Source organism: Caballeronia sp. LZ028, assembly GCF_031451415.1.
Lineage (GTDB): Bacteria > Pseudomonadota > Gammaproteobacteria > Burkholderiales > Burkholderiaceae > Caballeronia > Caballeronia zhejiangensis.
This window is the reverse complement of the sequence record NZ_JARUXN010000014.1, coordinates 57,975-80,700: the sequence shown is the minus strand read 5'-3', so window position 1 is coordinate 80,700 and position 22,726 is coordinate 57,975. Positions and strand designations below refer to the sequence as shown.

Genomic DNA, 22,726 nt, shown 5'->3' with positions numbered 1-22,726 from the left:
GTCAGCGTCCCAGCGTCGCGAGCAAAGCCTTCGAATCCGATACCGTGCCGAATACGCCGCCCTGCATCAGCACCATGTTGAGCGCGGCGTCGTGATTGCCCTGATCGGTCGCGCCGCAACAATCCGCGAGAATGGTGCATTCGAAGCCGCGATCGTTCGCTTCGCGCATCGTCGTGTGAACGCAGACATCGGTCGTGATGCCCGTGAGCACCAGATTCACGATGCCGCGCGTGCGCAATACCATTTCGAGGTCCGTTGCGCAGAACGAGCCTTTGCCTGGCTTGTCGATGACGATCTCGCCTTCGATCGGCTTCAGTTCATCGATGATTTCCCAGCCCGGTTCGCCGCGCACGAGTATCTTGCCGCAGGGTCCTTCATCGCCGATGCCGATGCCGTTCGTGCCCGCGCGACGGCTTCTCCATCGCTTGTTGGCGGGCAAATCCGACAGATCGGGCCGGTGCCCTTCGCGCGTATGAATGATCGTGAAGCCTTGCTCGCGCATCAGCGTGAGTACGTTCCTGATCGGTTCGATGGGCGCGCGCGTCATCGAGAGGTCATAGCCCATCTTGTCGACATAACCGCCGATGCCGCAAAAGTCCGTCTGCATGTCGATGATGACGAGCGCGGTGTTCTCCGGCCGCAGATTGCCGTCGTAGGGCCACGGATAGGGACGTGCTTCGATGAAGCGGCTCATGTGTTCGACTCCATGAAAATAGGGTTCAACGCGTGAGACTCAGTTCGCCGGGCGCACCCGCGAGCGTGCGGTCGGGACGGCAATTGACGATCATGATGACGAGGGTGAGGACGTAAGGCGCCGCATTGAAAAGGTAGTAACCGCTCGTCACGCCGATGGCCTGCAACGCGGGTCCGAGCGCGCCCGCTGCGCCGAAGATCAGCGCGGCCCACAGGCATCGCAACGGCTGCCAGCGCGCGAAGATGACGAGCGCGACGGCCATCAGGCCTTGTCCGCTCGACAAGCCTTCGTTCCAGCTTCCCGGATACACCAGCGACAGATACGCGCCGCCTACGCCCGCGAAGAAGCCGCCGACCGTCGTCGCGAGAATGCGAACGCGCGTGATCGGATAACCCATCGCGCGGGCGCTTTCCGCGTTCTCGCCGACGAGACGCAAAGCCATGCCCCAACGCGTATGTCGCAAGCCCCATTGCAACGCGAACGCCAGCGCGACGCCGATGATGAAGAGCGGATTGACATGCAACGCGTTATGCAACTGCGGCGACGAAGCCCAAGCACCGAGATCGATCGATGACAACATCGGCGCTTGCGGCTCGATGAACGGCTTGCCGAGATAGAACGCGAGGCCGGTGCCGACCAGCATCAGCGCGATGCCGAACGCGATGTCCGACACGCGCGGCAACGAGCACACGAGACCGTGCAGGCAGCCGAGCAGCAACCCCGCGCAGCCGGCCGCGAGCACGCCGAGCCACGGCGAGCCGGACAGATACGCGGCCGCATAACCGGTCATCGCGCCGGATACGAGAATGCCTTCGAGGCCGAGATTGACGCGCCCGCCCTTCTCCGTCAGACATTCGCCGATGCTCACGAACAAATACGGCGTGCTCACGCGGATGGCGCCCGCGAACAACGACAGCAGCAGCACCGCGACGGGTGAATGTGCGTCAAACATGAGTGCCCTCCAGTCGAACCGACGAGCGCGCGACGGTCATCGCCTGCAGCCTGATGCGCCACGCCGCGAGACGACCGCCCATCGCTTCCCACGCGAGCAGGTTGGCAAAGAGCAGACCTTGCAGGACGAGCGTGGTGGCATCGGGCAGACCCAGGCGGCGTTGCAGAAGCGAACCGCTCGCTTCGATACCGCCGACGAGCACCGCGCACAGAATGATCGCCAACGGGTTCTGACGCGCCGCGAACGCCACGAGAATCCCCGCATAGCCGTAACCCGCCAGCAGCGATGCGTTCGCGCTGCCCTGCACCGCCGCGACTTCGAACATGCCCGCGAGACCGGCCGCCGCGCCGCCCATCGCGCAGGCCGCGATCGCGAGCTTGTTCACCGGCAGCCCGACGAGCTTCGCCGCATGGTTGTTGCCGCCCGCGATGCGCATCGCGAAGCCTTTGGTGCTGTGGCGCACGAAGACCCATGCCGCGACGCACGCGAGCGCGCCCCAGAACAAGCCCCAATGCACGTCGAGACCCGGCAACGAACCGATCGAGAAGGCGTCGGGAACGGGCGGCGTCGAAGGCTTGTTGAGACTCGCGGGATCGCGCAACGGTCCTTCGACGAGATGCTTGAACAATGCAATCGCGATGTACGACATCAACAGACTGCTGATCGTCTCGTTGACGCCGCGCAGTTGCCGCATTGCGCCGACCGCGCCGATCCACACGCCGCCCGCGATCATGCCGGCGAGCGCCATCAACGGAGCGACGACGAACCACGGCATCGCGGCAGGCACGACCGTCGCCACGACCGCCGATGCGAGTCCGCCGAGCGCGAGCGCGCCTTCGCCACCGATCACGATCAGCCCGACCTGCGCAGGCAACGCGACGCACAACGCGGTGAGCATCAGCGGCGCGGCGCGCAGCAACGTGCTCTGCCACGCGAACGACGAGCCGAATGCGCCTTGCGCGATCAGCACGAGCGCATCGTCGGCGGGCTGGCCCTGCACGAGCAGGAATAGCGAGAACAGCACCAGCGTGCCGATGAGCGCGCACAACGTCGGCAAAGCGGGCAATGCGCCCAGCGCCACGCGCGGTAACAGAGGATAGGAACGCATGCCGGCTCCGCGAAGGAATGAATCAGATCTGCCCGACGACGCCCGCGACGAGATAGTTCATGCTTTCCAGCTTGATATCCGTCTGCGCGTAAGCCGTGCCCGATGCGATGGCACTGCCGCCCTTGTTGTCCTTCATCGGGCCTTTGAAGATCACGTAATCGCCCGCGGCCATCTTCGTCTTGATGGCGTCGGCATTGGACTTCGCATCGGCCGTGACTTTCGCGCCGTAGGGCGACATCTTCACGAAGCCTTCCTTCAGGCCGCCGCGCAGAATGTTGGGCTGCGGCTTGCTGGTCTGCGCATCCGTGACGAGTTCCTTGAAAGGCGTCGCCCAGTCCCATTCCGCGCCCGTCAGATAACCCTTCGGCGCAAGCGCGGCCTGACTCGCGTGATAGCCGCAACTCATCGCGCCGCGCTTCTCCGCCGTTTCGATGACGACCTTCGGACCGTCGACGTGACAGGTCAGCACATCGCATCCCTGATCGACGAGACTGTTGGCCGCTTCGGCTTCCTTGACCGGCATCGACCAGTCGCCGGTGAAGATGACGTGCGTGGTGATAGACGGATCCACCGATTGCGCGCCGAGCGTGAACGCATTGATATTGCGCAGCACTTGTGGAATCGGCTTGGCGGCGACGAAACCGAGCTTCTTGCTCTTGCTCACGTGTCCAGCGACGACGCCGTTGAGGTACTGACATTCATCGATATAGCCAAAGTAGCTCGCGATATTCGGCGGATTGCCCTGCTTCCACAAACCGCCGCAATGCGCGAAGCGGACCTTCGGATACTTCGCGGCCATCTTCAGCACGTGCGGATCGAAATAGCCGAACGAAGTCGCGAAGATGAGCGTCGCGCCGTCCTGTTCGATCATCGCTTCCATCGTCTTTTGCACGGCCACGGTCTCGGGCACGTTCTCTTCCTCCACCACCTTCACACCCGGCATCTTCTTGATGATCGCGGCGGCCTGAGCCTGCGCCTGGTTATAGCCGTAATCGCCCTTCGCGCCGACATAGATCACGCCGACGGTGAGATTGCTTGCGCCGAAGGCGAGATCGAAGGGCAGCGCGCTGCCGAGCGCGAGCGCGCCCGCGCCTTGGATGAACTGGCGGCGATTGGTCATGATGTAGCTTCCTGTTTGAGTTGATCGCTGGATGAAGAGACGAGGCTGTGCCGATACGCGCGCCAGCCGCCGAAGGAAGTGATGTCGCGTGCGCCGCTGTCCGGCGCGACGGCGGCCGGTTCGCAGATGAAGCCTTTGACGATGCGGCCATCGGCGGTCGTGACCGTGCCGATACCGAGCGGCGCGGGAATCGCCGCGACGAATGCGCCGAAGGTCCGCATAGGCATCTCCCATATCTCGATGGCGATCGCGGCACCCTCGTTTTCGGTGCGCACGAGTCCGGGCTTCGGCGGCTGCGTATCGGCTAATGCGTAGAGCGTGTAGTGCGGCGACGTCATCGTTTCTTCGATGAACCGCGCGCCCGCCTGCTTCATCTGCCATTCGAGCGGCATGCCGCGCAGATGTGCGCCGACTACGGCGAGCTCGATGCTTGGCTCCTGGATCGGCAGCGGATCGATGCTGGCATCGGAAAGTGCCTGAATCTTCGCGCCCAATGCCGCGAGTCTCCGATCCGCGCCCGCTGGCCCGATGAGCGTGATGCCCGCGGGCAAGCCGTCGGCGCGCGGCGGTCCCGGCACGGCGAGCGCGCACAGGTCGAGCAGATTGACGAAGTTCGTATAGACGCCGAGACGGCTGTTCACTTCGACCGGGTTCGCCTGCACTTGCGCGATGGTCGGATGCGTCGGCGTCGTGGGAACGATCAGGATATCGAAACGTTCGAACAACGCTTCCGCCTCACGCTTCAGCAGCGTGAGTTCGTATTGCGCGTTGAATGCGTCGGCGGCGGAGAATGCGTCGGCCTTGCCGATCACTTTCGCTACGGCCGGATCGATGTCATCGCGGTTCGTGACGAAGAAATCGCCCAGCGCCGCGCGGCGTTCCGCGACCCACGGACCGTCGTACAGCAACGCGGCCGCGCGTTGCATCGGCGCGAAGGGAAACGTCGCGGGTTCGAGTTGCAGACGATCCAGCGTCGCCGCGAAGGCGTCGGCCGCGTGCGTGTCGCCGAAGAATTCCAGCGTGTCGGGAATCGCGACGCGCGGCGCATCCGGCAGCAAGCCGAGCGCTGCGACGCGGCGCGAATAACCGTCGAGCGCATCGAAAGTGACCATCTGCTGCAGCACGATCCAGGCATCGGCGACGTCGTGCGCGAAGATCGATAGCGTATCGAGACTCTTGCACGCGGGCACGACCCCGCGCTTGCTGACGAGCCCCAGCGACGGCTTCAATCCGACGATGCCGTTGAAACCCGCCGGCACGCGGCCCGAACCGGCGGTATCGGTGCCGAGCGAAAACGCGACGATGCCCTGCGCCACCGTCACCGCCGAACCGGAACTCGATCCGCCCGACACATATTCCGGATGACTAACTTGTCGCACGGCGCCATGCGGCGAGCGCGTGCCGACGAGACCGGTCGCGAACTGATCGAGATTCGTCTTGCCGATGAGCATCGCGCCCGCATCGATCAAGCGCTGCACGGCGAACGCCGTTTCGCCGTGCGTATAGGCGAACGCCGGACATGCGGCGGTCGTCGGCAAGCCCGCAATGTCGATGTTGTCCTTCACCGCGAACGGCACGCCGAATAAAGGCTTGCGCTCGAAGATCGCGGGTCCGGCTTCGGCGAGCTCGCGTGCAAGCGACGCTGCCGTCGTTTGCAGATCCGCTGCCGGAACGACGAGCGTCCATGCTTCCGGGCGATCACTCGCTTCGATGCGAGCAAGCGTCGCTACGGCGATTCGCTGCGGGTCGGTATCGCCGCGCGCGTACGCATCGAGAAGTGCGCGAACGGTGAGCGGTGCGTGATCGTCGGCAGATGCGGTCGCGTTCATGAGTTCAATCTTGAATACAAGTTGAACGCACAATGCACTGTCCGTGCCAGTGACAGATTCCGCCGTTAAATCAACGATTTGGCATCAGCGTCGCGACTTGCGGCGACCGGGCGTGATCCACGCCGGTTCAGCAATGACCCAGCCGTGGTGCGATAAATCCCGCTGACGGTGCAGCGGTCCACGGCTCCGGGCCGACAGAGTCCGCGTTACTGCGTGTCGCCGATTTCCGGCGCGATGGCCGCATGGTTGACGATCGCGACCATCGATATCCCGCCGATCATGTTCCCGAGAAGCGTCGGCAGCAGGAACACGCCGAAGTAATCGCCGATGCTCGCGGCGTGCGTCATCACGGCATACGCGGCCTCGGCCGAACTGGCGATGACGTGCGTCAGCTTGCTCACGCCGACGGTGTAAGTCACGAGCAGGATGGTGAGCAGGCGCGCGGACCGCGCGCTCGGCAAGAGCCAGACCATCAGCGCGATCAGCCAGCCGGCGAAGACGGCGCGTACCAGTGTGACGCCGAAGCCGGCGCTGAAAGGCGCACGCGCGACCTCCGCGAGCGCCGCGTTGACGTCGGGATCGAACACGTCCTTGAACTGCAGAAGCGCGGCGAATACGGCCGTTCCGACGAGATTGGATAACAACACGATCGACCATAGGCGCAGCGTTTTACCCACTGTGCGCAAGTCACGCCGCGTGAGCACGGGCAGCACCGCTGTCAGCGTGCTCTCGGTGAAAAGCTGCTGACGCCCGAGGATGACGAACACGAAGCCGATCGTATATCCCAGGCTTGCAATCAGATGCTGCGATTTGGATGCAGGCAGCTCGCTTTGCAAGATCGCCTGAACGAGAAAGGAGAAACCCATCGAAAGACCGGCCGCGAGCCCGGACCATATGAGCGCCGAGGCCGTGCGCTCCATCGCGGTTTCGCCCTCTTCGCGCACGATTTCGTGGATGACGAGCGCATGCGGCGTCGAATGATCCGCGGCTTGCTCGCGCTGATCGTGATCGAGGTGGGGCGACTCGGCGCCTGCTTGCGATTCGGACATTGACTCTTCTCCTGAGGCCGCTGCTGCGTGGGTCGTGCACGATGCGATGCGTGCTTACAGCAGATTCGATGCCTGTCGGGCATAGGGCCTGCTGCTGCGACCTCGTTCACCCGAAACAACCGATCCAACCGATACAAGACCGACGATGAAAACCGAGACCTTTTCCCTTGGCGGCTACGACGTCGAGGTATCGACGAAACAAACGCCAACCGGCGACTGGACACCCGAGCTGCGCGTCACCCGCAACGGACGGCCGGTCGCTCTGCCTCGAGTCGAGACGGTCGAACCCAACTGGCTGACGAGCGCGGAAGCGCTGCGCGGCGGCGTCGAGCAGGCGCGCCGGCTGATCGATCGATATCTCGCCGGCCACGACAATCAGCACACCGGCGGCGCAATCGGCCATCCGGCGAAGCCCGGCGTCCAGGACAAATGATCTGAATCGCGGCGGCGACGTGCCTGCTTCGAGCGCGACCCGCGATCGTCGCGCGTGTGGCCCTTCGATTGCTCGGCGAGCTTATCCGTCATCCGCAAGCAATCGGGCTTGCAGCGAACGGCCCGCAAGGACCGCAAAATGAAGATCGCACAAGTTGCACCGCTCTATGAAAGCGTTCCCCCCAAAGCCTATGGCGCGACCGAACGCGTCGTTTCCGCGCTGACGGAACAACTCGTCGCGTGGGGTCACGACGTCACATTGTTCGCTGCGGGCGACTCCAAGACCCAGGCGCGCCTTCGCGCGACACATCCGGTGGGACTCTGGCGTGACGAACGCGTGTGGGATACGACGAGCCATCATCTGCGTCAGCTCGACGCCGTCGTGCGCCGCTCCGCGCAGTTCGACCTCGTTCACTTCCACGGCGAGCCGTTTCATCTGCCATTGCAGCGGTATATGTCGTGTCCGTCGCTTACGACCGTGCACGGCCGACTGCTCGTGCCCGATCACGGTCCGCTCTACGAGGCTTATCCCGATGCGCCGCTCGTTTCCATCTCGGACAGCCAGCGCAAGGACACACCGCACGCCAACTGGATCGGCACCGTGCATCATGGCCTGCCGCTCGATGCCATGCGCTTCTCTCCGAACGGCGGCGACTATCTGCTTTTCGTGGGCCGCATGATGCCCGAGAAGGGAATCGAGCGCGCCGTCGATATCGCGCGGCGCGCGGGGCTGCCACTCAAGATCGCCGCGGCCGTGCATCCCGGCGAACGCGCGTGGTTCAGGGAAGAGATTTATCCGATGCTGGAGGCCTCGCAATCGTTCGTCGAATATCTCGGCGAAGTGGGCGGCGAGACGCGCCTCGAACTCTTCTCCCATGCGCGTGCGTTGATGTTTCCGATCGGCTGGGAGGAGCCCTTCGGCCTCGTGCTCATCGAGGCGATGGCTTCCGGCACGCCCGCGATCGCTTTCCGGCGCGGTGCGGTGCCGGAGATCGTCGAGCATGGCGTGACGGGTTTCATCGTCGACGATGTCGAACAGGCCGTGCGTGCAGTGCAGAAACTCGGCACCATTCGTCGCAACGATTGCCGGCGCAGCTTCGAGCGGCGCTTCAGCGCCGAGCGCATGACGCGCGATTACCTCGCGATTTATCGCACGCTGCTCGCGGATCCAGCGCGAGGCGGCGAGGAATGGGCACCCGGCGACCCGATGCAGGCATGACGATTGCCGTTTCCGGTTGCATTCACTCGCGTAATTGGCCATGCGCATCGCCCAGGTTTCCACTCTTTATGAGAGCGTGCCGCCGCGACGTTACGGCGGCATAGAGCGCGTCGTGTCCTGGCTCACGGAAGAACTCGTGAAGATGGGACACGACGTCACGCTCTTTGCAAGCGCCGACTCGCGCACACGCGCGAAGCTCGTCGCGAGTTCGGACTGCGCCGTGAGACTGCTCGAAGACACCGCCGATCCGCAAGCCTTCCACTTCGCGATGCTCGAGGACGTCGTGCGCGCGTCCGGCGATTTCGACATCGTGCATTTTCATACGGACTACATGAGCTTTCCGTACGCGCGCCGGCTCGATGCCGCGCACGTTACGACGCTTCACTGGCGGCTCGACGTGCCCGGCCTCGACGCGCTTTACCGGCGTTTCGCCGATGTGCCGCTCGTGTCCATCTCCGATGCGCAGCGCGAGCCGATGCCGTGGGCCGGCTGGACCGCGACCGTGCATCACGGCATGCCCGCGGCGTTGCTGCCGTTTCAGGCGCGGGCGGAACAGCATCTCGCGTTCGTCGGACGTATCGCGCCATCGAAGGGACCGGACGCGGCCATCCGCATCGCGCGGCGGGCGAACGTGCCGCTCAGGATCGCGGCGAAGATCGACGAAGCGGATCGCCCCTACTTCATTCGCGATGTCGAACCGCTCATCGAGGCGCCGCACGTCGAATTCGTCGGCGAACTCGACGATCACGGCAAGCGCGGACTGCTCGGCCATGCCCGCGCGATGCTCTTTCCGATCGCCTGGCCGGAGCCCTTCGGCATCGCGATGATCGAAGCGCTCGCGTGCGGCACGCCGGTCATCGCGTTCGGGCGCGGTTCGGTGCCGGAGATCATCGAGCATGGCGTGAGCGGGTTCATCGTGCGCGACGAGGACGAGGCGGTCGAAGCCGTCGCGCGATTGCCGGAGATCGACCGGCGCGCATGCCGCGCGCGCTTCGAGCAGTTTTTCACGGCGGAGCGCATGGGGCGTGCTTATGTCGAGGTCTACGAGCGGCTCGTGCGCGAGCGCACCGCGCGGCTCACATTGACGGAGGTTTGAATGCGCTGCATGGTGCTTGCAAGCGATTACGACGGCACGCTGGCGCAGCATGGCCGCGTCGATGAAGCGACGTGGCGCGCCGTCGACCGGCTGCGCGAATCCGGCCGCCATATGGTGCTCGTCACCGGCCGCGAACTCGACGATCTGCTGAGTCTGTGCGACGGCATCGACCGGTTTTCGTATGTGGTCGCGGAGAACGGCGGCGTGCTCTATCACCCGGCGACGCGCGAACGCACGCTTCTCGCGCCGCCGCCGCCCGCCGCGTTCGTCGAAGCGATGCGGCAACGCGGCGTGAAGCACCTGAGCGTGAGCGAGACGCTCGTCGCCACATCGCGCCCGTACGACGAACAGGCGCACGAAGCGATCCGCGAACTCGGCCTCGATCTGCACGTCGTGTTCAACGGCGACGCGGTGATGATTCTCGCGCCCGGCATCAGCAAGGCGACGGGGCTCGATGCCGCCCTCGATGCGATGGCGCTCTCGCCGCGCAATGCCGTCGGCGTCGGCGATGCGCAGAACGATCATCCGCTGCTGGACGCGTGCGAGTTCGGCGCCGCGGTCGGCAACGCGCTCGATGTGCTGAAGGCGCACGCGGATATCTGTCTCGAAGGCGTCGCCGGGGCGGCCGTCGCGGAACTCATCGACAAGATTCTGGCCGACGACCTCGCACACCTGAGCCGACGCGACGCGCGGCACAACCTGCTGATCGGGCATCGCACCGTAAGCGGCGATGGCGGCGATGAAGACACCGCCGAAACGCTCGAACAGCAAGGCACCGTCGCGCTGCTCGCCGGGCAGTCGGGCGGCGGCAAGTCGACCTTGTTGACCGGACTCATGGAGCGTCTGTGCGCGGCGGGATATCAGTTCTGCGCGCTCGATCCGGAAGGCGATTTCGACAACCTCGAAAAGACGCTCGCCATCGGCAATGCGGAGCACGCGCCCAAAGGCGACGACATCATGAAGTTGCTGCGCCAGCCGCGCCAGCCTGTCGTCGCGAATCTGATGCACGTTGCGTTCGCCGAGCGGCCTTCGTACTGCGCCGAACTGCTCGCCGAGCTGCAATCGACGCGCGCGCTCAACGGGCGGCCGCACTGGATATTGTTCGACGAGGCACATCAGCTTTTCCCGAACGCCGCGAACGCCGCCGACGAAACCCTGCCGGAGCAACTCGGCCCGGCCATCTTCGCGACGGTGCATCCGAACGCGATCTCGCAGCGCGTGCTCGAACGCGTCAACGTGTTCATCGGCGCAGGTCCCGGCGCCTGGGAAGCGCTCGAGGAGTTCGCGCGCGCCGCGGGCATCGCGATGCCGCGCCGGCTATCGGGCGCGCCGGAAGTCGGTCAGGCGCTCGTCTGGCGGCGCGAGCCGCTCAGCGGCGACGCCTGGGGCGATCCGCGCATCGTTCGCGTGGAGCCGGCCAAAACGCAGCGTCGCCGTCATGTGCGCAAATATGCGGCGGGCATGCTTATCCCCGAGCGCAGTTTCTACTTTCGCGGGCCGGAGAATCGGCTCAAGCTGCGCGCGCACAACCTCACGCTTTTCCTCGAACTGGCCGATGGCGTCGATGAAGACACATGGCTCTTTCATCTGCGGCGCGGCGACTATTCGACATGGTTCCGCGATGTAATCGGCGACGCCGAACTCGCCGACGAAACCGCCGCCGTCGAGCGCGAACATCGGGATTCCGCCGAGGAGAGCCTCGCTGCGATCACCCGTCTCGTGCAGGTGCGCTATACGCAGCCCGAGAATCCGGTGTTGCCGAACGTGCTCGCGCCTGGCGCGAAGGGCGGCGAACGAACGCCGCCATGAGAACCGGCTTGCAAGCGTCGCTCCCTTCGAGCGCGCGACCGCATCGCACGATCAGTCTTCTTCGAAGAGATGCCGGTACTGATGCGGCTGCGAGCGCAGATACTGCTTCGGCGCGCGCACCTGTGCGCCCAGCTCCGCCGCGGCGTGCCACGGCCAGCGCGGGTCGTACAGGGCCGTGCGCGCGAGCGCGATCATGTCGGCATCGCCGGTTCCGACGATGGCCTCCGCCTGTTCGATGCCCGTGATCAGCCCGACCGCGATGACCGGCATCCCGACCGCCTGCTTCACGGCGCGCGCGAGCGGCACCTGATAGCTCGGCCCGACCGGAATCTTCTGCGCCGGATGAAGCCCGCCGCTCGATACGTGAACGGCATCGCAGCCGCGCGCTTCGAGCGCTTTGGCGAATGCGACGGTCTGCTCGATGTCCCAGCCGCCGTCGACCCAATCGGTGCCGGACACGCGGATCGTCACCGGCCGCTCGGCGGGAAATGCGGCGCGCACGGCGTCGAACACTTCGAGCGGAAAACGCATGCGGTTCTCGAGCGAACCGCCGTATTCATCGTCGCGCCGGTTCGACAACGGCGACAAGAACTGATGCAGCAAGTAGCCATGCGCCGCGTGGATCTGAACGAGATCGATGCCGAGACGCGCCGCGCGCGTGGCGGCCGCCGTGAACGCATCGCGGATGCGCGCGAGTCCGGCCGCATCGAGCGCGACCGGCGGCGCTTCACCGTCCTCATAGGCGACGCTCGAAGGCGCTTCGGTCTGCCAGCCATGCGCGTGATCGGTTGGAATCTGGGCGCCGCCTTCCCACGGCACATCGGTCGATGCCTTGCGTCCCGCGTGACTCAACTGGATCGCGACCGGCATGTCCGACCATCGCCGGATGCCGTCGAGCGTGCGCTTCAGCGCCGCTTCGGTTTCGTCGTTCCAGAGACCGACATCCGCATATGTGATGCGTCCCTCCGGCAGCACGGCCGTTGCTTCGATGGTGAGCAAGGCCGCGCCGGACAGCGCGAGCTGACCGAGATGAATCAGATGCCAGTCGTTCGTGCAGCCGTCTTCGGCGGAGTACTGGCACATCGGCGCGATCACGATGCGATTGGCGAGGGTCAGATTGCGCAAGCGCGCAGGTTGGAACAGTGCAGGCTGTGACATGGACAGGTTCCTTGGCGGTTGTGACGTCGCGAGGGGCGCGACCCATGCCGTCGTCGCCAGCAATGGCTATTCCGTGCGACATTCAAGCCGGGCGCGCGGACATCACAGCAGCGTCGACAACACAGGCAGCAGAACGGGCACGACGAACGCGGTAAACACGCCGTTCAGCCCCATGCCGAGGCCGGCGAACGCGCCCATCTCTTCGCTGACCTGAAAGGCGCGCGCCGTGCCGATGCCATGCGACGCCACGCCGAGCGCGAAGCCGCGCGCCTCGACGTCGGAAACGCGCAGCACATTGAGGATACCCCGCGCGGTGACGGCGCCGAACACGCCCGTCGTGATGACGAGCACCGCCGTCAGCGAAGGCACGCCGCCGATCTCCTTCGCCACGGCCATCGCGATGGGCGTCGTCGCGGACTTCGGCGCGAGCGATGCAATCGACTGACGCGACGCCCCGAGCAAGGCCGCCACGGACACGGCGGATACGATCGCGGTCAGCGAGCCGGCGGCGAGACTCACGAGAATCGGCCACGCGAGCCGCTTCAGATTCGCCCACTGCCGATAAAGCGGCAACGCCAGCGCGACCGTGGCCGGCCCGAGCAGAAAATGCACGAACTGCGCGCCGTCGAAATACGTTTCGTAGGCCGTGCCGCTCGTCTTGAGCACCACGACGACGATGGCCACCGAAATCAGCACCGGATTGGCGAGCGGATTGAAGCGGCACGCCGCGTAGATGCGCTGCGCGATGAGGTACGCGAGCAGCGTGATGGTAAGGCCGAGCAGCGGCGTGGCCGCCAGATAGACCCAGATCGCTCCGAAGTGCGGCACCGGGATCATGTGCGGTCTCCGTGTTCATGGGCGACGCGGCGGCGGCCGCGCAGCATCGCACGCATGACGAGCGCGGTGACGGCGATCGCGAGTGTGGTACTGACTGCAACGGAGAACACGACGGCAAGCACGTCGCCGCGCAGCGCATGCGCCGACACCATGACGCCGACGCCCGCCGGCACGAACAGCAGAGACAGGTGCCGGAGCAGTTCGAGCGCCGTGGGTTCGAGCGTGGCCGCGGCGGCCGGACGCAATGCGCAGTATCCGGCGAGCAGAAGCATGCCGATGACCGGGCCGGGCACCGGCAGGCTGAAGAGATAGGAAAGCCCTTCTCCGAGACACTGGAAAACGAGCAATGTAGCAATTGCGGCGAGCATGGGAAAAACTCCTGGTGCGTGCGATGTTCATGCCTTCTTTCGGCAGCGGACGAAGCGTACCCCAGATGCTCGGGAAGCGCGTGACTCGCCCGCACATCGGGCACGGGCTGGTCGATCCATCTGCCCCGCTCGATGCGACTTTGTGCAAAAAAAGGCCCGCCTGAAAACGGCGGGCTGAAGCCACGGAAGATAACGCGCCATTCAAGGCGCGCTTAAAGTATCGCGCTTTATTTTCATGTCGCAACAGTACGAAGGGCATCCTAACTATTCGTCGTCATGCCACGAACATGCGCGGCATGACGATTGCGAGTCATCGGGCAGCGCGAAGCGCGATTGCTTCGCTCATCCGTTCACATCGATCCGGGAGACACCATGGCTCAACCGACCGAACACCTGCTCGACTGGCTTCGCGACGCGCACGCGATGGAACAGCAAGCCGAGCAAATGCTGCGCGCGCAGTCCGGGCGCCTCGAGCACTATCCGCAACTGAAGGCGCGTATCGATCAGCATCTGGAAGAAACGCTGGACCAGCAGAAGATCGTCGCCGCGTGCATCGAGCGGCTCGGCGGCAGCACATCGACGGTCAAGGATCTTGCCGCCAAGATGATGGCCTTCGCGCAAGCGGCGGGCGGCATGACCATGACCGACGAAGTCGTGAAAGGCGCCATCATGAGCTATGTGTTCGAGAACATGGAGATCGCGTCCTACACCTCGCTGATTGCGGCAGCGACGCGCTGCGGCGATGCCGAAACCCGGGCCGCGTGCGAACGGATCCTGCCTCAGGAGCAGGCAATGGCGCAATGGCTGCTCGAACACATCCCTTCCATCTCGACCGAATATCTCGACCGCTCGGCATCCGGTCAGGAAGCGAAGAAATAAGCCTTGCAGAAGGCTTCGACATGTTCGTTCATCCAGTCGTCATACCTAGCCGGAACACACCATGAGCCAGTATCCCGCGACCGACAACCAGCAAGCGAAGGGCCACTCGCTTGCCCGTGGACTCGCATTCTTCAGTCTCGCATTGGGAACCGCCCAACTGCTTGCGCCCCGTACCGTCGCACGCATGTCCGGCCTGCGCGTCAGCCCTGGCCTCGTCAGGCTGTATGGGCTGAGAGAGATTGCCTGCGGCATCGGCATACTTTCGTCGCGCGATCCGTCTCCGTATCTGATGGCGCGCATCGGCGGCGACGCGCTCGATCTGATGACCGTGGCGACGGCGCCACGCGAACGCCGGCAAGGCGCGCACACGCGTGCGCTCGGCGCCTTGCTCAACGTCGCGGGCGTCACCGCGCTCGATGCGCGCGCGGTGACTTCCCTGTCCGATGACCGGGCGCGGCAGCGCAGCGAACGCTCGGAGCATTACGCCCAGCTTTATCTTGACCGCACGGGCTTTCCGCGTCCGGCGGACGAGATGCGCGGCGCAGCGCGAAGCGATGGCAACGGCGCCTGAGTGCGGAGTCGGCAATGCATGCGCTCGTCACGCTGATGGAATAACGCTTGCTCGATCTCACTACCTTCAGCCAATCGAGCGATCACCATGACCCACTTCTTCTTGCCTGCATCGCAGTACACAGCGCGTCTGCCGCTGCTTCAATGGTTGTCGGCTCCCGACGAGGATGCCGACGACGATCTCGACGACGTCCTCGACGAAACCGGCGAGATCACCAACCGCAGCAATGGCAAGAGCGGCACCGATACCACGGCGGAACCCGATCCCAAGCCGGACAACCATCAGGCATCGACGAGGCAATCATGACCGACGAACAGACGCCGCAGCATATCGAAGGGCAGCCGGTGCCGGGACACACCGAGAACATCCCGGCGAACCCGAAGGAGCCGGCGCCGCGCGGCCCCAACGAGGATCGCGCGCCGGACGCCGGTCCCGCTACCAAGCCGGGAACACCGCCGGGCACGCAAAGCGAAGGCGACCGCCTGAAGTCACCCGACTGACATCGGCGCTGCCGGTCGAACGCAGCGCCATTTGACTCGATAAGTCCATGAGGAGCACGCCATGAACCGAACCATCACGATCAGGGCCATGTTGATCGCCGCAGTGACGGCGTCCGTCTGCTTGACGTCGGGCTGCAACCGCAATACGAGCGGCGGAAGCACCGCGGCAAGCGACAGCGCAGGGTCATCCGCGCCGGCTGCCGCCAGCTTCCCGGCGACCGCCGCCAGCGACGCACCCGCCGGTGCGAGCCAGTAAGCGAACAGGTACGACTGGCGAGGCGGCGTCGCGCCGCGCATTGCCAGGTCGGCTTCGCCCGCGCCGGGGTTGACCGGCTTTGCCGTCGGTCGGATGCGGTGCGGGTAAGTCGTCGATTGCTGGGTAATTGCATCGGCATCCGAAACATTCACATCGCGAGAACGTCGCCGCCCTCTTCCAGTCGATTACCCGATACCCTATTCTCCCGGTGCCATCGACATATCGGGCGTACCCGCCGACGTCGAACGCGCTTTGGCATCCGTCGGTGGAGCATGGGAGTTCTCCAATCTTGTTCAAATTCAAGTAAGTTTTACGGCGTCGGCCACAAATCTAGCGACGTATCAGTCAATACGAACGCTCGCCAAACAAAGACGCACGGCTTCGAGAAAATCGTGCGAGCAAAAAAAGATTCCATGACGCCGTATCTATCCGGCCCTTAAACACGTCGACGACCACCGCGCCAACGGTAAGTTTGACGTCGTACGAACATCTGAATAGACTTCGCCTTCGCGCCCCGCCCCGAAGTCCCATGATTGCCCATCAGGAAACATCTGTCCCGGACAGCACTGCGCTCGATATCCCCGTTCCGCCACGCGACTTTGGCGTGACCCGGCGCATGCTGCTCGCGGTGCTTGCAGCATCAATCATCACACCATTGCTTTTTCTCGCCACGTACGGTTATTTCGGTTTTCAAACCAGAATCGCGGATTCGACTGAAGGAATCGACAGACTCTCGCGAGTTGCCGAGGAGCAGGCCGTAAAAGTCCTCGACGTGAATCAGGAGGTATCGCTTCGAATAATGGCCTTTCTCGGTGACGACGGGGATGTCGCACTTCGCGCGCGACAGCAATCTGCTCATCGCTTTCTGAGGCAAACCGCCGAGCGGGTGCCATCGGTTTTCTCGATTGCTGTCTTTGGCCGGAAAGGAAATTTGCTTGCCAGCAGCAGCACCTATCCGGTCGGCCTTCAATCGATTGGAGACCGCTCGGATATCTGGTCTGCACGCCATGCCGCTTCTGCGGCAGTTGGCATGCTGCGGCCCGAACAAATATCCGACCCGGCTCGGGACGTTTTCGATGTGACGTTCCCTCGATACGACTCGAGTGGCCAGTATCTCGGTGTCTTGGCCATATCCCTTCGACGCGATTATTTCTCGTCGTTCTACGACCGGCTGACCGCACATGACCGGGCTTTGACGGTGGGCCTTTTCCGAAGCGACGGTACTACGCTCGTTCGATTTCCCGAGCCAAAAGCGCGACGCGCACCGACAAGCAGTCAACCCTTGCTGGAAGCTATTCAGGCTAATCGGCAAAGCGGACGTCTCAGGGGTTTCTCGACGCTCGACGGCGTCGAGAAGCTCCTGGTGTATCGAGAGGTCGGCTCATACCCGCTTTACGTGACCTCCGGAATCCCTGTCTCGACGGTTACATACAGATGGTTGCGACACGACGGTCTGATTGCCATCGCGACGCTGGTTCCATGCGTAGGCATCTGGTTTCTGGTCGTGTTCAGTTTGAGCCGTCTGAAACGTGAACGAACGGCGTGGGACAGATGGAAAGCCGAGTTCGGGATGCGCGTTTCCGCGGAAGCAACAAGCCGTCAGATGAAGCGTATGGGCGCACTCGGCAATCTCGTGGCAAACGTCGCGCATGACTTCAACAATCTCCTCATGGTGGTCAAGGCGAACATGGAACTGGCCCGTCGCAAGCACTTCAACGGACTGGAGAAAGAAGTCATCGCAGTGGAACGGGCTTCCGCTTCGGCGGAGGTCCTGGCAAGGCGGCTACTCAGCGTCGCTCGCAAGCAACCGCTGCGTGAGGAGTTCGTGGATGTCAAAGATTGGCTCGAACGGGAAGCCTCTCTGATTCAGATGTCGCTCAATGAGCGCATCCGCTTTCACATCAGGTCTTCTGACGAAATCTGGCCAATCTACGTTGACCAAACCGAACTTCAATCGGCGCTGATAAACCTTGCGGTGAATGCCAGGGATGCAATGCCCGGCGGCGGCGACTTTACCATTCGCACCAGGAACATCACGCTCGATACTTCGAAAGGAAGCCTGAAGCCCGGTGACTATGTTGTCATCGCTTGTTCCGATACCGGCGTCGGCATGCCGGCATCAGTGATGCAACGCGCATTCGAGCCGCTTTTTACGACCAAAGCCGCGAACGCTGGCACGGGGCTCGGCCTTGCGCAGGTCATCGCGATGTGCGAGCAGGCGCGCGGAACAGCACGTATCGAGAGCGAGGAAGGTAAAGGAACGACCGTGTCGCTCATTCTTCCCCGTGGCTCCGGGCAGGCCGAAGCCAAAGCCAAAGCGACGACCGTGTCTCCCTCACCACCCGTCACGGTGACGGAGGCGACCAAGGGTTCCATTTTGCTGGTCGAAGACAACGAGGAAGTGGCCGCGGGACTTTCGGCCGTACTGGAGGTGTTCGGCTGGCAATCCCGACACGAACTCACCGGAGATGCAGCGCTAGGTCTGCTGGAGGACGGCGCGAAGTTCGATCTCATTCTCTCCGACATTCAAATGCCTGGGCTCAACAACGGAATCGATGTTGCGGAAAAAGTGCGGCGGAAATGGCCGAAGCAGGCTATTGCGCTGATGACCGGCTATGCCGACGAGTTCGAACGAGCAAAAAACGCCGGTGTAACGATTCTTTCCAAGCCCTTCAACATCGACGACCTTCAGGCTTTGCTGCAGAGCGTAGCACCCGCGATCAGGTGATTCGTCACTCTCGCCCATCGCCGCCAACGCGATGAACATCGTCGCTGCCGCAGCAAATGGAAGCGGAGTCATCCGCTTCGCCGACTTAAGCCGTCACCGCCGTGCGCTGACGACTGACAAGCTGATTGTCCTTGCCTTCGACGAGGCGAGTCAGCGCGATATCGAACTGAATTTCCTTGTAAGCGTCCGCCTTTAGACCGAGCGCAAAGCCGCCCTTCTTTTCGACGACATGAGGAATCAATTCCTCGCGCGTGGCATACGCGAAGTCATCCCAAATGAGCGGATCGCCCTCGATGTTGATCTGCGTGGTCAGCTTGCGGAAGTTATCGCTGGTCACGAAGAAATGAACGTGTGCAGGACGATTGCCATGCCGTGCAAGCGCGTTCAGCAATTCTTGCGTCGAACCGTGAGGCGGGCATCCATAGCCTACGGGCATGAGCGTGCGGAACTCGTACTTGCCGTCTTGTCCTGTTCTCACCGCGCCACGCAAGTTGAAGTCACTCTGTGCGCCGGTCGGATCGAAATGCGAGTAGAAGCCTTTGGAGTTTGCATGCCAGCACTCCACGACGGCATCCGCGACAGGCTTGCCGTCGGGACCGGTTACGGTGCCGCGAATGACAAGCGGCCCGGCGTCATCGTCCGGATTGAGGTCGATCTTCGCCACACCATCGCGCAACGGTGCGCCCGCCACATACAGCGGACCTTCGATGGTGCGCGGTGTGCCGCCGTGAATGTCCGCGTGACGGTCCTGCGCATCCATGCGAATGTCGAGAAACTTCTCGAGACCGAGACCCGCCGCGAGCAAGGCCGCTTCCCCGTCGCGACCGAGCCGGTTGAAGTAGTTCACGCCTGCCCAGATTTCATCGGGCGTCATATCGAGGTCGTCGATGGCCTTGAACAGGTCGCTTAGCAGCCGATGCGTGATCTGCTTCGCACGTGCATTGCCGTTATCGCTGTTGAGATTGGCGGCGGCCGAAAGCAGGCCCTGAACTTCCTTCGTATCGAATACTTTGACGCTCACGATGTTGTCTCCATAGGTATGGGGGTACGACACAGGTCTTCCGTTCCGCGGTACCACGCGCGGACTCACGCGTCGTCTCGACGACAAATTAGGCCGCACCCGCATATCCGTCAAATAGATCAAATGTGGTTGATGCCATCCGTGAAATGGATGACATCCCGGCGCGAATGTCGGCTGGCTTCAAAACTTGTGGCGGATGCCCACGCGGACCGTGCTTTGACGATCGCTCGTCGACGGCGTGAGGTTGTTGATCGCCGCAACCGCCGCTGTGCCGGTGGAATCGATGCCGGATGCCTTCTGGTACACGCCGATCAGATAGACATCGGTGCGCTTAGACAGGAAGTAATCGGCGCCGAGCGCGCCTTGGTAATACTTGGCGCCGGGATTGTTGCCGGTGGCCGAATCGACGTCACCGCCCTTCGTGTAGTCGAATGCCGCGCCGAGCAGGAGCGCCGGCGTGAGCTGATACCTGAAGTTGACTTCGACGTTATTGAAGTTCGCATTGCCGGAATAGCCGCGCGGATTGGGACCGGAGTTCGCGGTATCGCCGAGGTTCTTGAACTGCACGTTGGAATACGTTGCACCCACCGTGGCCGCGCCGAATGCATAAGCAGCGCCTGCCGCGACCACCTGATAGGTACGAGCCGATGCATAGCCGCTATAGACGGGCGAAGAGATGAAGTTCGCGCTCGCAGCGGGCGGCGTGCTTGCGCCGTTGTCGCCGAAGAAGCCGACGTTCGGATTGCGCGCGTTCAGGTAACCGACGCCCAACGTCAGCGGGCCGTTCGCATAGCCCGCACCGAGCGACCACAATTGGTTGCGCGAGACCGCACCCGCGACGCCGCCCAGACTGTAGACGCCGCCGAAGGTAACGCCGTAGTAAGCCTTACTGACGAACTTGATCGCGTTGTTCACGCGATACGCGTTGTTGAGGTTATCCAGATCGCCTGGATGGGCGCCGATATATCCCGCCCACTGGGTACCGGACTCGAACGGGCCCACATAATCCACGACCGAATCGTATTGCCGCCCGAGCAACACGGTGCCGTAAGCACTGGACAAGCCCACGTACGCCTGCCGGCCGAACATCAGACCTTGCGTGCTGCCGCGGTTCTTCTGCGCAAGCGAGCCGTTATTCAGGTCGAAGCCGTTCTCGAGTACGAACAGCGCAGCAAGCCCGCCGCCAAGCTCTTCCCTGCCCCTCAATCCCCAGCGGCTGGCCTGCATGACGCCGCTCGACAGGTTGTAGAGATTGTGGCCGCCGGCGTTCGATGTCCAGTTGAAGCCATCGTCGACGATGCCGTACAGCGTCACCGCACTTTGTGCGTGCGCCGTGCCTGCAACTGCAAGCAGCGCCAGAGAAGTTCCCAAGGCGAGTTTCATACGTGCGTGTTCCATGCGAGTCGTTCTGTTGATTGACGCAATGAAGGCTCATTGCGGTGATGAATGCGATGCGCCACGCAGTCTGCGGCCGCTCGTTTCACGCGGCAAATAAGCCAAAAGCATGACCGGCGATAAGCGCTATCGATATGTCATGCGAGGCAAGGGCTATTCCGTACGACATGCAACGGCACATGCACCAGATTCATGTCGCGCATTTTTGTCTCGAATTTGACCGCGATTATCGAGGCTCATATCGTGGGCCCATCGCATCGCATCGCATCGCATCGATACGACTCGCACCGCTTCTTGAGCATCAGGGAAGCGGGAACCATCACCTCATGTCTTCCCCAACCATGAACCCTGAAGCTCTGAATTCCGACCTGAGCGCGCTCGCTCAAACCCGATCGGCTCGTCGCCCAAGCAACGTGCGCCGTGCAGTCACGACGGCAGTGCTCGGCCAGATCCTCGAGTGGTATGACTTCTTTCTGTACGGCACCGCCGCCGCGCTCGTCTTCGGCAAGCTGTTCTTTCCGGTCGGCACCGATCCGCTCACGGGCACCATCGCCGCATTCGGCGGCTTCACGGTCGGCTTCATCGCGCGACCCATCGGCGGCGTGCTATGCGGACATATCGGCGACCGTTACGGCCGCAAGGTCGTGATGATGCTGACCCTTCTCACGATGGGCACCGCCACGGTCCTGATGGGCGTTTTGCCGACCTATCAGCAGGTCGGCATTGCGGCGCCCGCGATGCTCGTTCTGTTGCGCATTCTTCAGGGACTGGCCGCCGGCGGCGAATGGAGCGGCAGTATCCTGCTGATCCACGAGAACGCGCCGCAATCGAAGCGCGGCGCGCTCGCGGCGTGGAGCCCGTGTGGCGCGGCACTCGGCTTCGTCCTGTCCACCGGTGCGTTCCTGCTGGTGCAGAACTTGCCGGCGGGCGACTTCCAGAGTTGGGGATGGCGCCTTCCGTTTCTCGCGAGCGCCGCACTCGTTCTTCTCGGCTTGTGGATGCGCCGCTCCGTCGGAGAAAGTGCCGCATTCGCCGAAGTCAAGGCGACGCGCCACGAAAGCCGGATGCCTGTCATCGAAGTGCTGCGCCAATGTCCGCGCGAAGTGCTGACCGTGTTCGGCCTGCGCTTCGGCGAGGGCGCGGCGTCCTACCTCTTCTTCGCATTTTCGATCGCCTACGGGCAGTTTCTGGGCATCAAGTCGAGTTGGGTTCTGAGCGGCCTGTGCATTTCGATGCTGCTGATGATCCCCGTTTCGCTCTTCTTCGGCTGGGTGACCGACAAGGTCGGACGCAAGCCGGTGTATCTCGCCGGCGCAATCGCCATCGTGCTGGTCGCGTGGCCGTACTTCGCGCTGCTCGGCTCGGGCGAGTACTGGAAGGTGGTTGCGGCGCTCGTCCTCGCGAACAGCATCACGCTTGGCATTCTCGAAGGCGCGCAGCCCGCGTTCATCAGCGAGATGTTGCCGGTGCACCTGCGTTTCTCGGGACTCGGCATTGGCCGGGAAGTCTCTTCCGTACTCGGCGGCGGCCTCTCGCCGATGATCGCCACCGCGTTGCTCGCCCACTATCACAGCGCCGTGCCGGTCGCCATTTATCTGGGCGTACTGGGCCTGATCACCGTCGTCGCCACGCTGCTCGCACGCGAGACGTATCCCAAAGCGATGCGCGCCGCTGCACGCCGTCAGCCCGAATGACATCGACACAC

At 63.4% G+C, this 22,726-nt stretch carries 22 protein-coding genes; 10 read left to right on the top strand and 12 right to left on the bottom strand.

The window, feature by feature from the left end; translation table 11 throughout:
• Position 1: 1 nt before the first annotated feature.
• The 6 genes from QCE58_RS31975 to QCE58_RS31950 form a co-directional block, all read right to left on the bottom strand.
• Complete coding sequence (locus QCE58_RS31975; protein WP_008346673.1) at positions 2 to 694, bottom strand: cysteine hydrolase family protein; 693 nt, start codon at positions 692 to 694, stop codon at positions 2 to 4.
• Between the two features lie 25 nt (positions 695 to 719).
• A complete protein-coding gene (locus tag QCE58_RS31970; RefSeq protein ID WP_008346674.1) occupies positions 720 to 1,646 on the bottom strand; it encodes an ABC transporter permease in 927 nt (308 codons plus the stop codon).
• Complete coding sequence (locus QCE58_RS31965) at positions 1,639 to 2,754, bottom strand: ABC transporter permease (protein ID WP_250522278.1); 1,116 nt, start codon at positions 2,752 to 2,754, stop codon at positions 1,639 to 1,641. The genes QCE58_RS31970 and QCE58_RS31965 overlap by 8 nt, the downstream gene beginning before the upstream one ends.
• Positions 2,755 to 2,776: 22 nt before the next feature.
• A complete protein-coding gene (locus QCE58_RS31960) occupies positions 2,777 to 3,874 on the bottom strand; it encodes a BMP family ABC transporter substrate-binding protein (RefSeq protein ID WP_008346678.1) in 1,098 nt (365 codons plus the stop codon).
• A complete protein-coding gene (gene atzF / locus QCE58_RS31955) occupies positions 3,871 to 5,703 on the bottom strand; it encodes an allophanate hydrolase (RefSeq protein WP_250522279.1) in 1,833 nt (610 codons plus the stop codon). Before atzF ends, QCE58_RS31960 begins: the two co-directional genes overlap by 4 nt.
• 206 nt (positions 5,704 to 5,909) lie before the next feature.
• Positions 5,910 to 6,752 carry a formate/nitrite transporter family protein gene (locus QCE58_RS31950; RefSeq protein ID WP_008346682.1) on the bottom strand — a complete coding sequence of 281 codons (843 nt, stop codon included), beginning with the start codon at positions 6,750 to 6,752 and terminating at the stop codon, positions 5,910 to 5,912.
• Positions 6,753 to 6,897: 145 nt separating this feature from the next.
• Here QCE58_RS31950 and QCE58_RS31945 point away from each other — a divergent pair, with 145 nt between their 5' ends.
• The 4 genes from QCE58_RS31945 to QCE58_RS31930 all read left to right on the top strand — a co-directional run bounded on the left by QCE58_RS31945 (position 6,898) and on the right by QCE58_RS31930 (position 11,308).
• Positions 6,898 to 7,185 carry a DUF6566 family protein gene (locus QCE58_RS31945; protein ID WP_008346683.1) on the top strand — a complete coding sequence of 96 codons (288 nt, stop codon included), beginning with the start codon at positions 6,898 to 6,900 and terminating at the stop codon, positions 7,183 to 7,185.
• A 138-nt stretch (positions 7,186 to 7,323) separates the two neighbouring features.
• A complete protein-coding gene (locus QCE58_RS31940) occupies positions 7,324 to 8,403 on the top strand; it encodes a glycosyltransferase family 4 protein (protein ID WP_250522280.1) in 1,080 nt (359 codons plus the stop codon).
• Positions 8,404 to 8,443: 40 nt separating this feature from the next.
• Positions 8,444 to 9,499, top strand: a complete 1,056-nt coding sequence (locus QCE58_RS31935; RefSeq protein ID WP_175981642.1) for a glycosyltransferase family 4 protein — start codon at positions 8,444 to 8,446, stop codon at positions 9,497 to 9,499.
• On the top strand, positions 9,500 to 11,308 hold the full coding sequence (locus QCE58_RS31930) for an HAD-IIB family hydrolase (RefSeq protein ID WP_250522281.1): 1,809 nt from the start codon (positions 9,500 to 9,502) through the stop codon (positions 11,306 to 11,308).
• 51 nt (positions 11,309 to 11,359) lie between these two features.
• Here the strand turns inward: QCE58_RS31930 and QCE58_RS31925 are convergent, their stop codons facing one another.
• The 3 genes from QCE58_RS31925 to QCE58_RS31915 all read right to left on the bottom strand — a co-directional run bounded on the left by QCE58_RS31925 (position 11,360) and on the right by QCE58_RS31915 (position 13,671).
• Positions 11,360 to 12,466 carry an NADH:flavin oxidoreductase/NADH oxidase gene (locus QCE58_RS31925; RefSeq protein ID WP_250522282.1) on the bottom strand — a complete coding sequence of 369 codons (1,107 nt, stop codon included), beginning with the start codon at positions 12,464 to 12,466 and terminating at the stop codon, positions 11,360 to 11,362.
• A 102-nt stretch (positions 12,467 to 12,568) separates the two neighbouring features.
• A complete protein-coding gene (locus QCE58_RS31920; RefSeq protein WP_250437277.1) occupies positions 12,569 to 13,303 on the bottom strand; it encodes an LrgB family protein in 735 nt (244 codons plus the stop codon).
• Positions 13,300 to 13,671, bottom strand: a complete 372-nt coding sequence (locus QCE58_RS31915) for a CidA/LrgA family protein (RefSeq protein ID WP_250522283.1) — start codon at positions 13,669 to 13,671, stop codon at positions 13,300 to 13,302. Before QCE58_RS31915 ends, QCE58_RS31920 begins: the two co-directional genes overlap by 4 nt.
• Positions 13,672 to 14,043: 372 nt before the next feature.
• Here QCE58_RS31915 and QCE58_RS31910 point away from each other — a divergent pair, with 372 nt between their 5' ends.
• The 4 genes from QCE58_RS31910 (at position 14,044) to QCE58_RS31895 (ending at position 15,621) form a co-directional block, all read left to right on the top strand.
• Positions 14,044 to 14,550, top strand: a complete 507-nt coding sequence (locus tag QCE58_RS31910; protein ID WP_008346696.1) for a ferritin-like domain-containing protein — start codon at positions 14,044 to 14,046, stop codon at positions 14,548 to 14,550.
• 61 nt (positions 14,551 to 14,611) lie between these two features.
• Positions 14,612 to 15,121, top strand: coding sequence for a hypothetical protein (locus QCE58_RS31905; protein WP_008346698.1), 510 nt, complete (start codon positions 14,612 to 14,614; stop codon positions 15,119 to 15,121).
• An 87-nt stretch (positions 15,122 to 15,208) separates the two neighbouring features.
• The gene (locus QCE58_RS31900; protein WP_008346700.1) at positions 15,209 to 15,427 is read left to right on the top strand and encodes a hypothetical protein; all 219 of its coding nucleotides are present in this window, start codon (positions 15,209 to 15,211) and stop codon (positions 15,425 to 15,427) included.
• Complete coding sequence (locus QCE58_RS31895) at positions 15,424 to 15,621, top strand: hypothetical protein (protein WP_008346702.1); 198 nt, start codon at positions 15,424 to 15,426, stop codon at positions 15,619 to 15,621. The genes QCE58_RS31900 and QCE58_RS31895 overlap by 4 nt, the downstream gene beginning before the upstream one ends.
• Here QCE58_RS31895 and QCE58_RS31890 read toward each other — a convergent pair.
• Complete coding sequence (locus QCE58_RS31890) at positions 15,610 to 16,029, bottom strand: hypothetical protein (protein ID WP_250522284.1); 420 nt, start codon at positions 16,027 to 16,029, stop codon at positions 15,610 to 15,612. The genes QCE58_RS31895 and QCE58_RS31890 overlap by 12 nt on opposite strands.
• A 377-nt stretch (positions 16,030 to 16,406) precedes the next feature.
• On the opposite strand from QCE58_RS31890, the gene QCE58_RS31885 reads away from it, so the two are divergent.
• Entirely contained in the window at positions 16,407 to 18,605 is a 2,199-nt protein-coding gene (locus QCE58_RS31885) for a hybrid sensor histidine kinase/response regulator (protein WP_250522285.1), read from the top strand.
• 85 nt (positions 18,606 to 18,690) lie between these two features.
• Here QCE58_RS31885 and catA read toward each other — a convergent pair whose 3' ends face one another.
• Both catA and QCE58_RS31875 read right to left on the bottom strand, forming a co-directional pair.
• Positions 18,691 to 19,626, bottom strand: a complete 936-nt coding sequence (gene catA, locus QCE58_RS31880) for a catechol 1,2-dioxygenase (RefSeq protein ID WP_250522286.1) — start codon at positions 19,624 to 19,626, stop codon at positions 18,691 to 18,693.
• Positions 19,627 to 19,806: 180 nt separating this feature from the next.
• Complete coding sequence (locus QCE58_RS31875; RefSeq protein ID WP_008346709.1) at positions 19,807 to 21,009, bottom strand: porin; 1,203 nt, start codon at positions 21,007 to 21,009, stop codon at positions 19,807 to 19,809.
• A 353-nt stretch (positions 21,010 to 21,362) separates the two neighbouring features.
• On the opposite strand from QCE58_RS31875, the gene QCE58_RS31870 reads away from it, so the two are divergent.
• Complete coding sequence (locus QCE58_RS31870; RefSeq protein WP_081851805.1) at positions 21,363 to 22,715, top strand: MFS transporter; 1,353 nt, start codon at positions 21,363 to 21,365, stop codon at positions 22,713 to 22,715.
• The last annotated feature ends 11 nt before the right edge of the window (positions 22,716 to 22,726 follow it).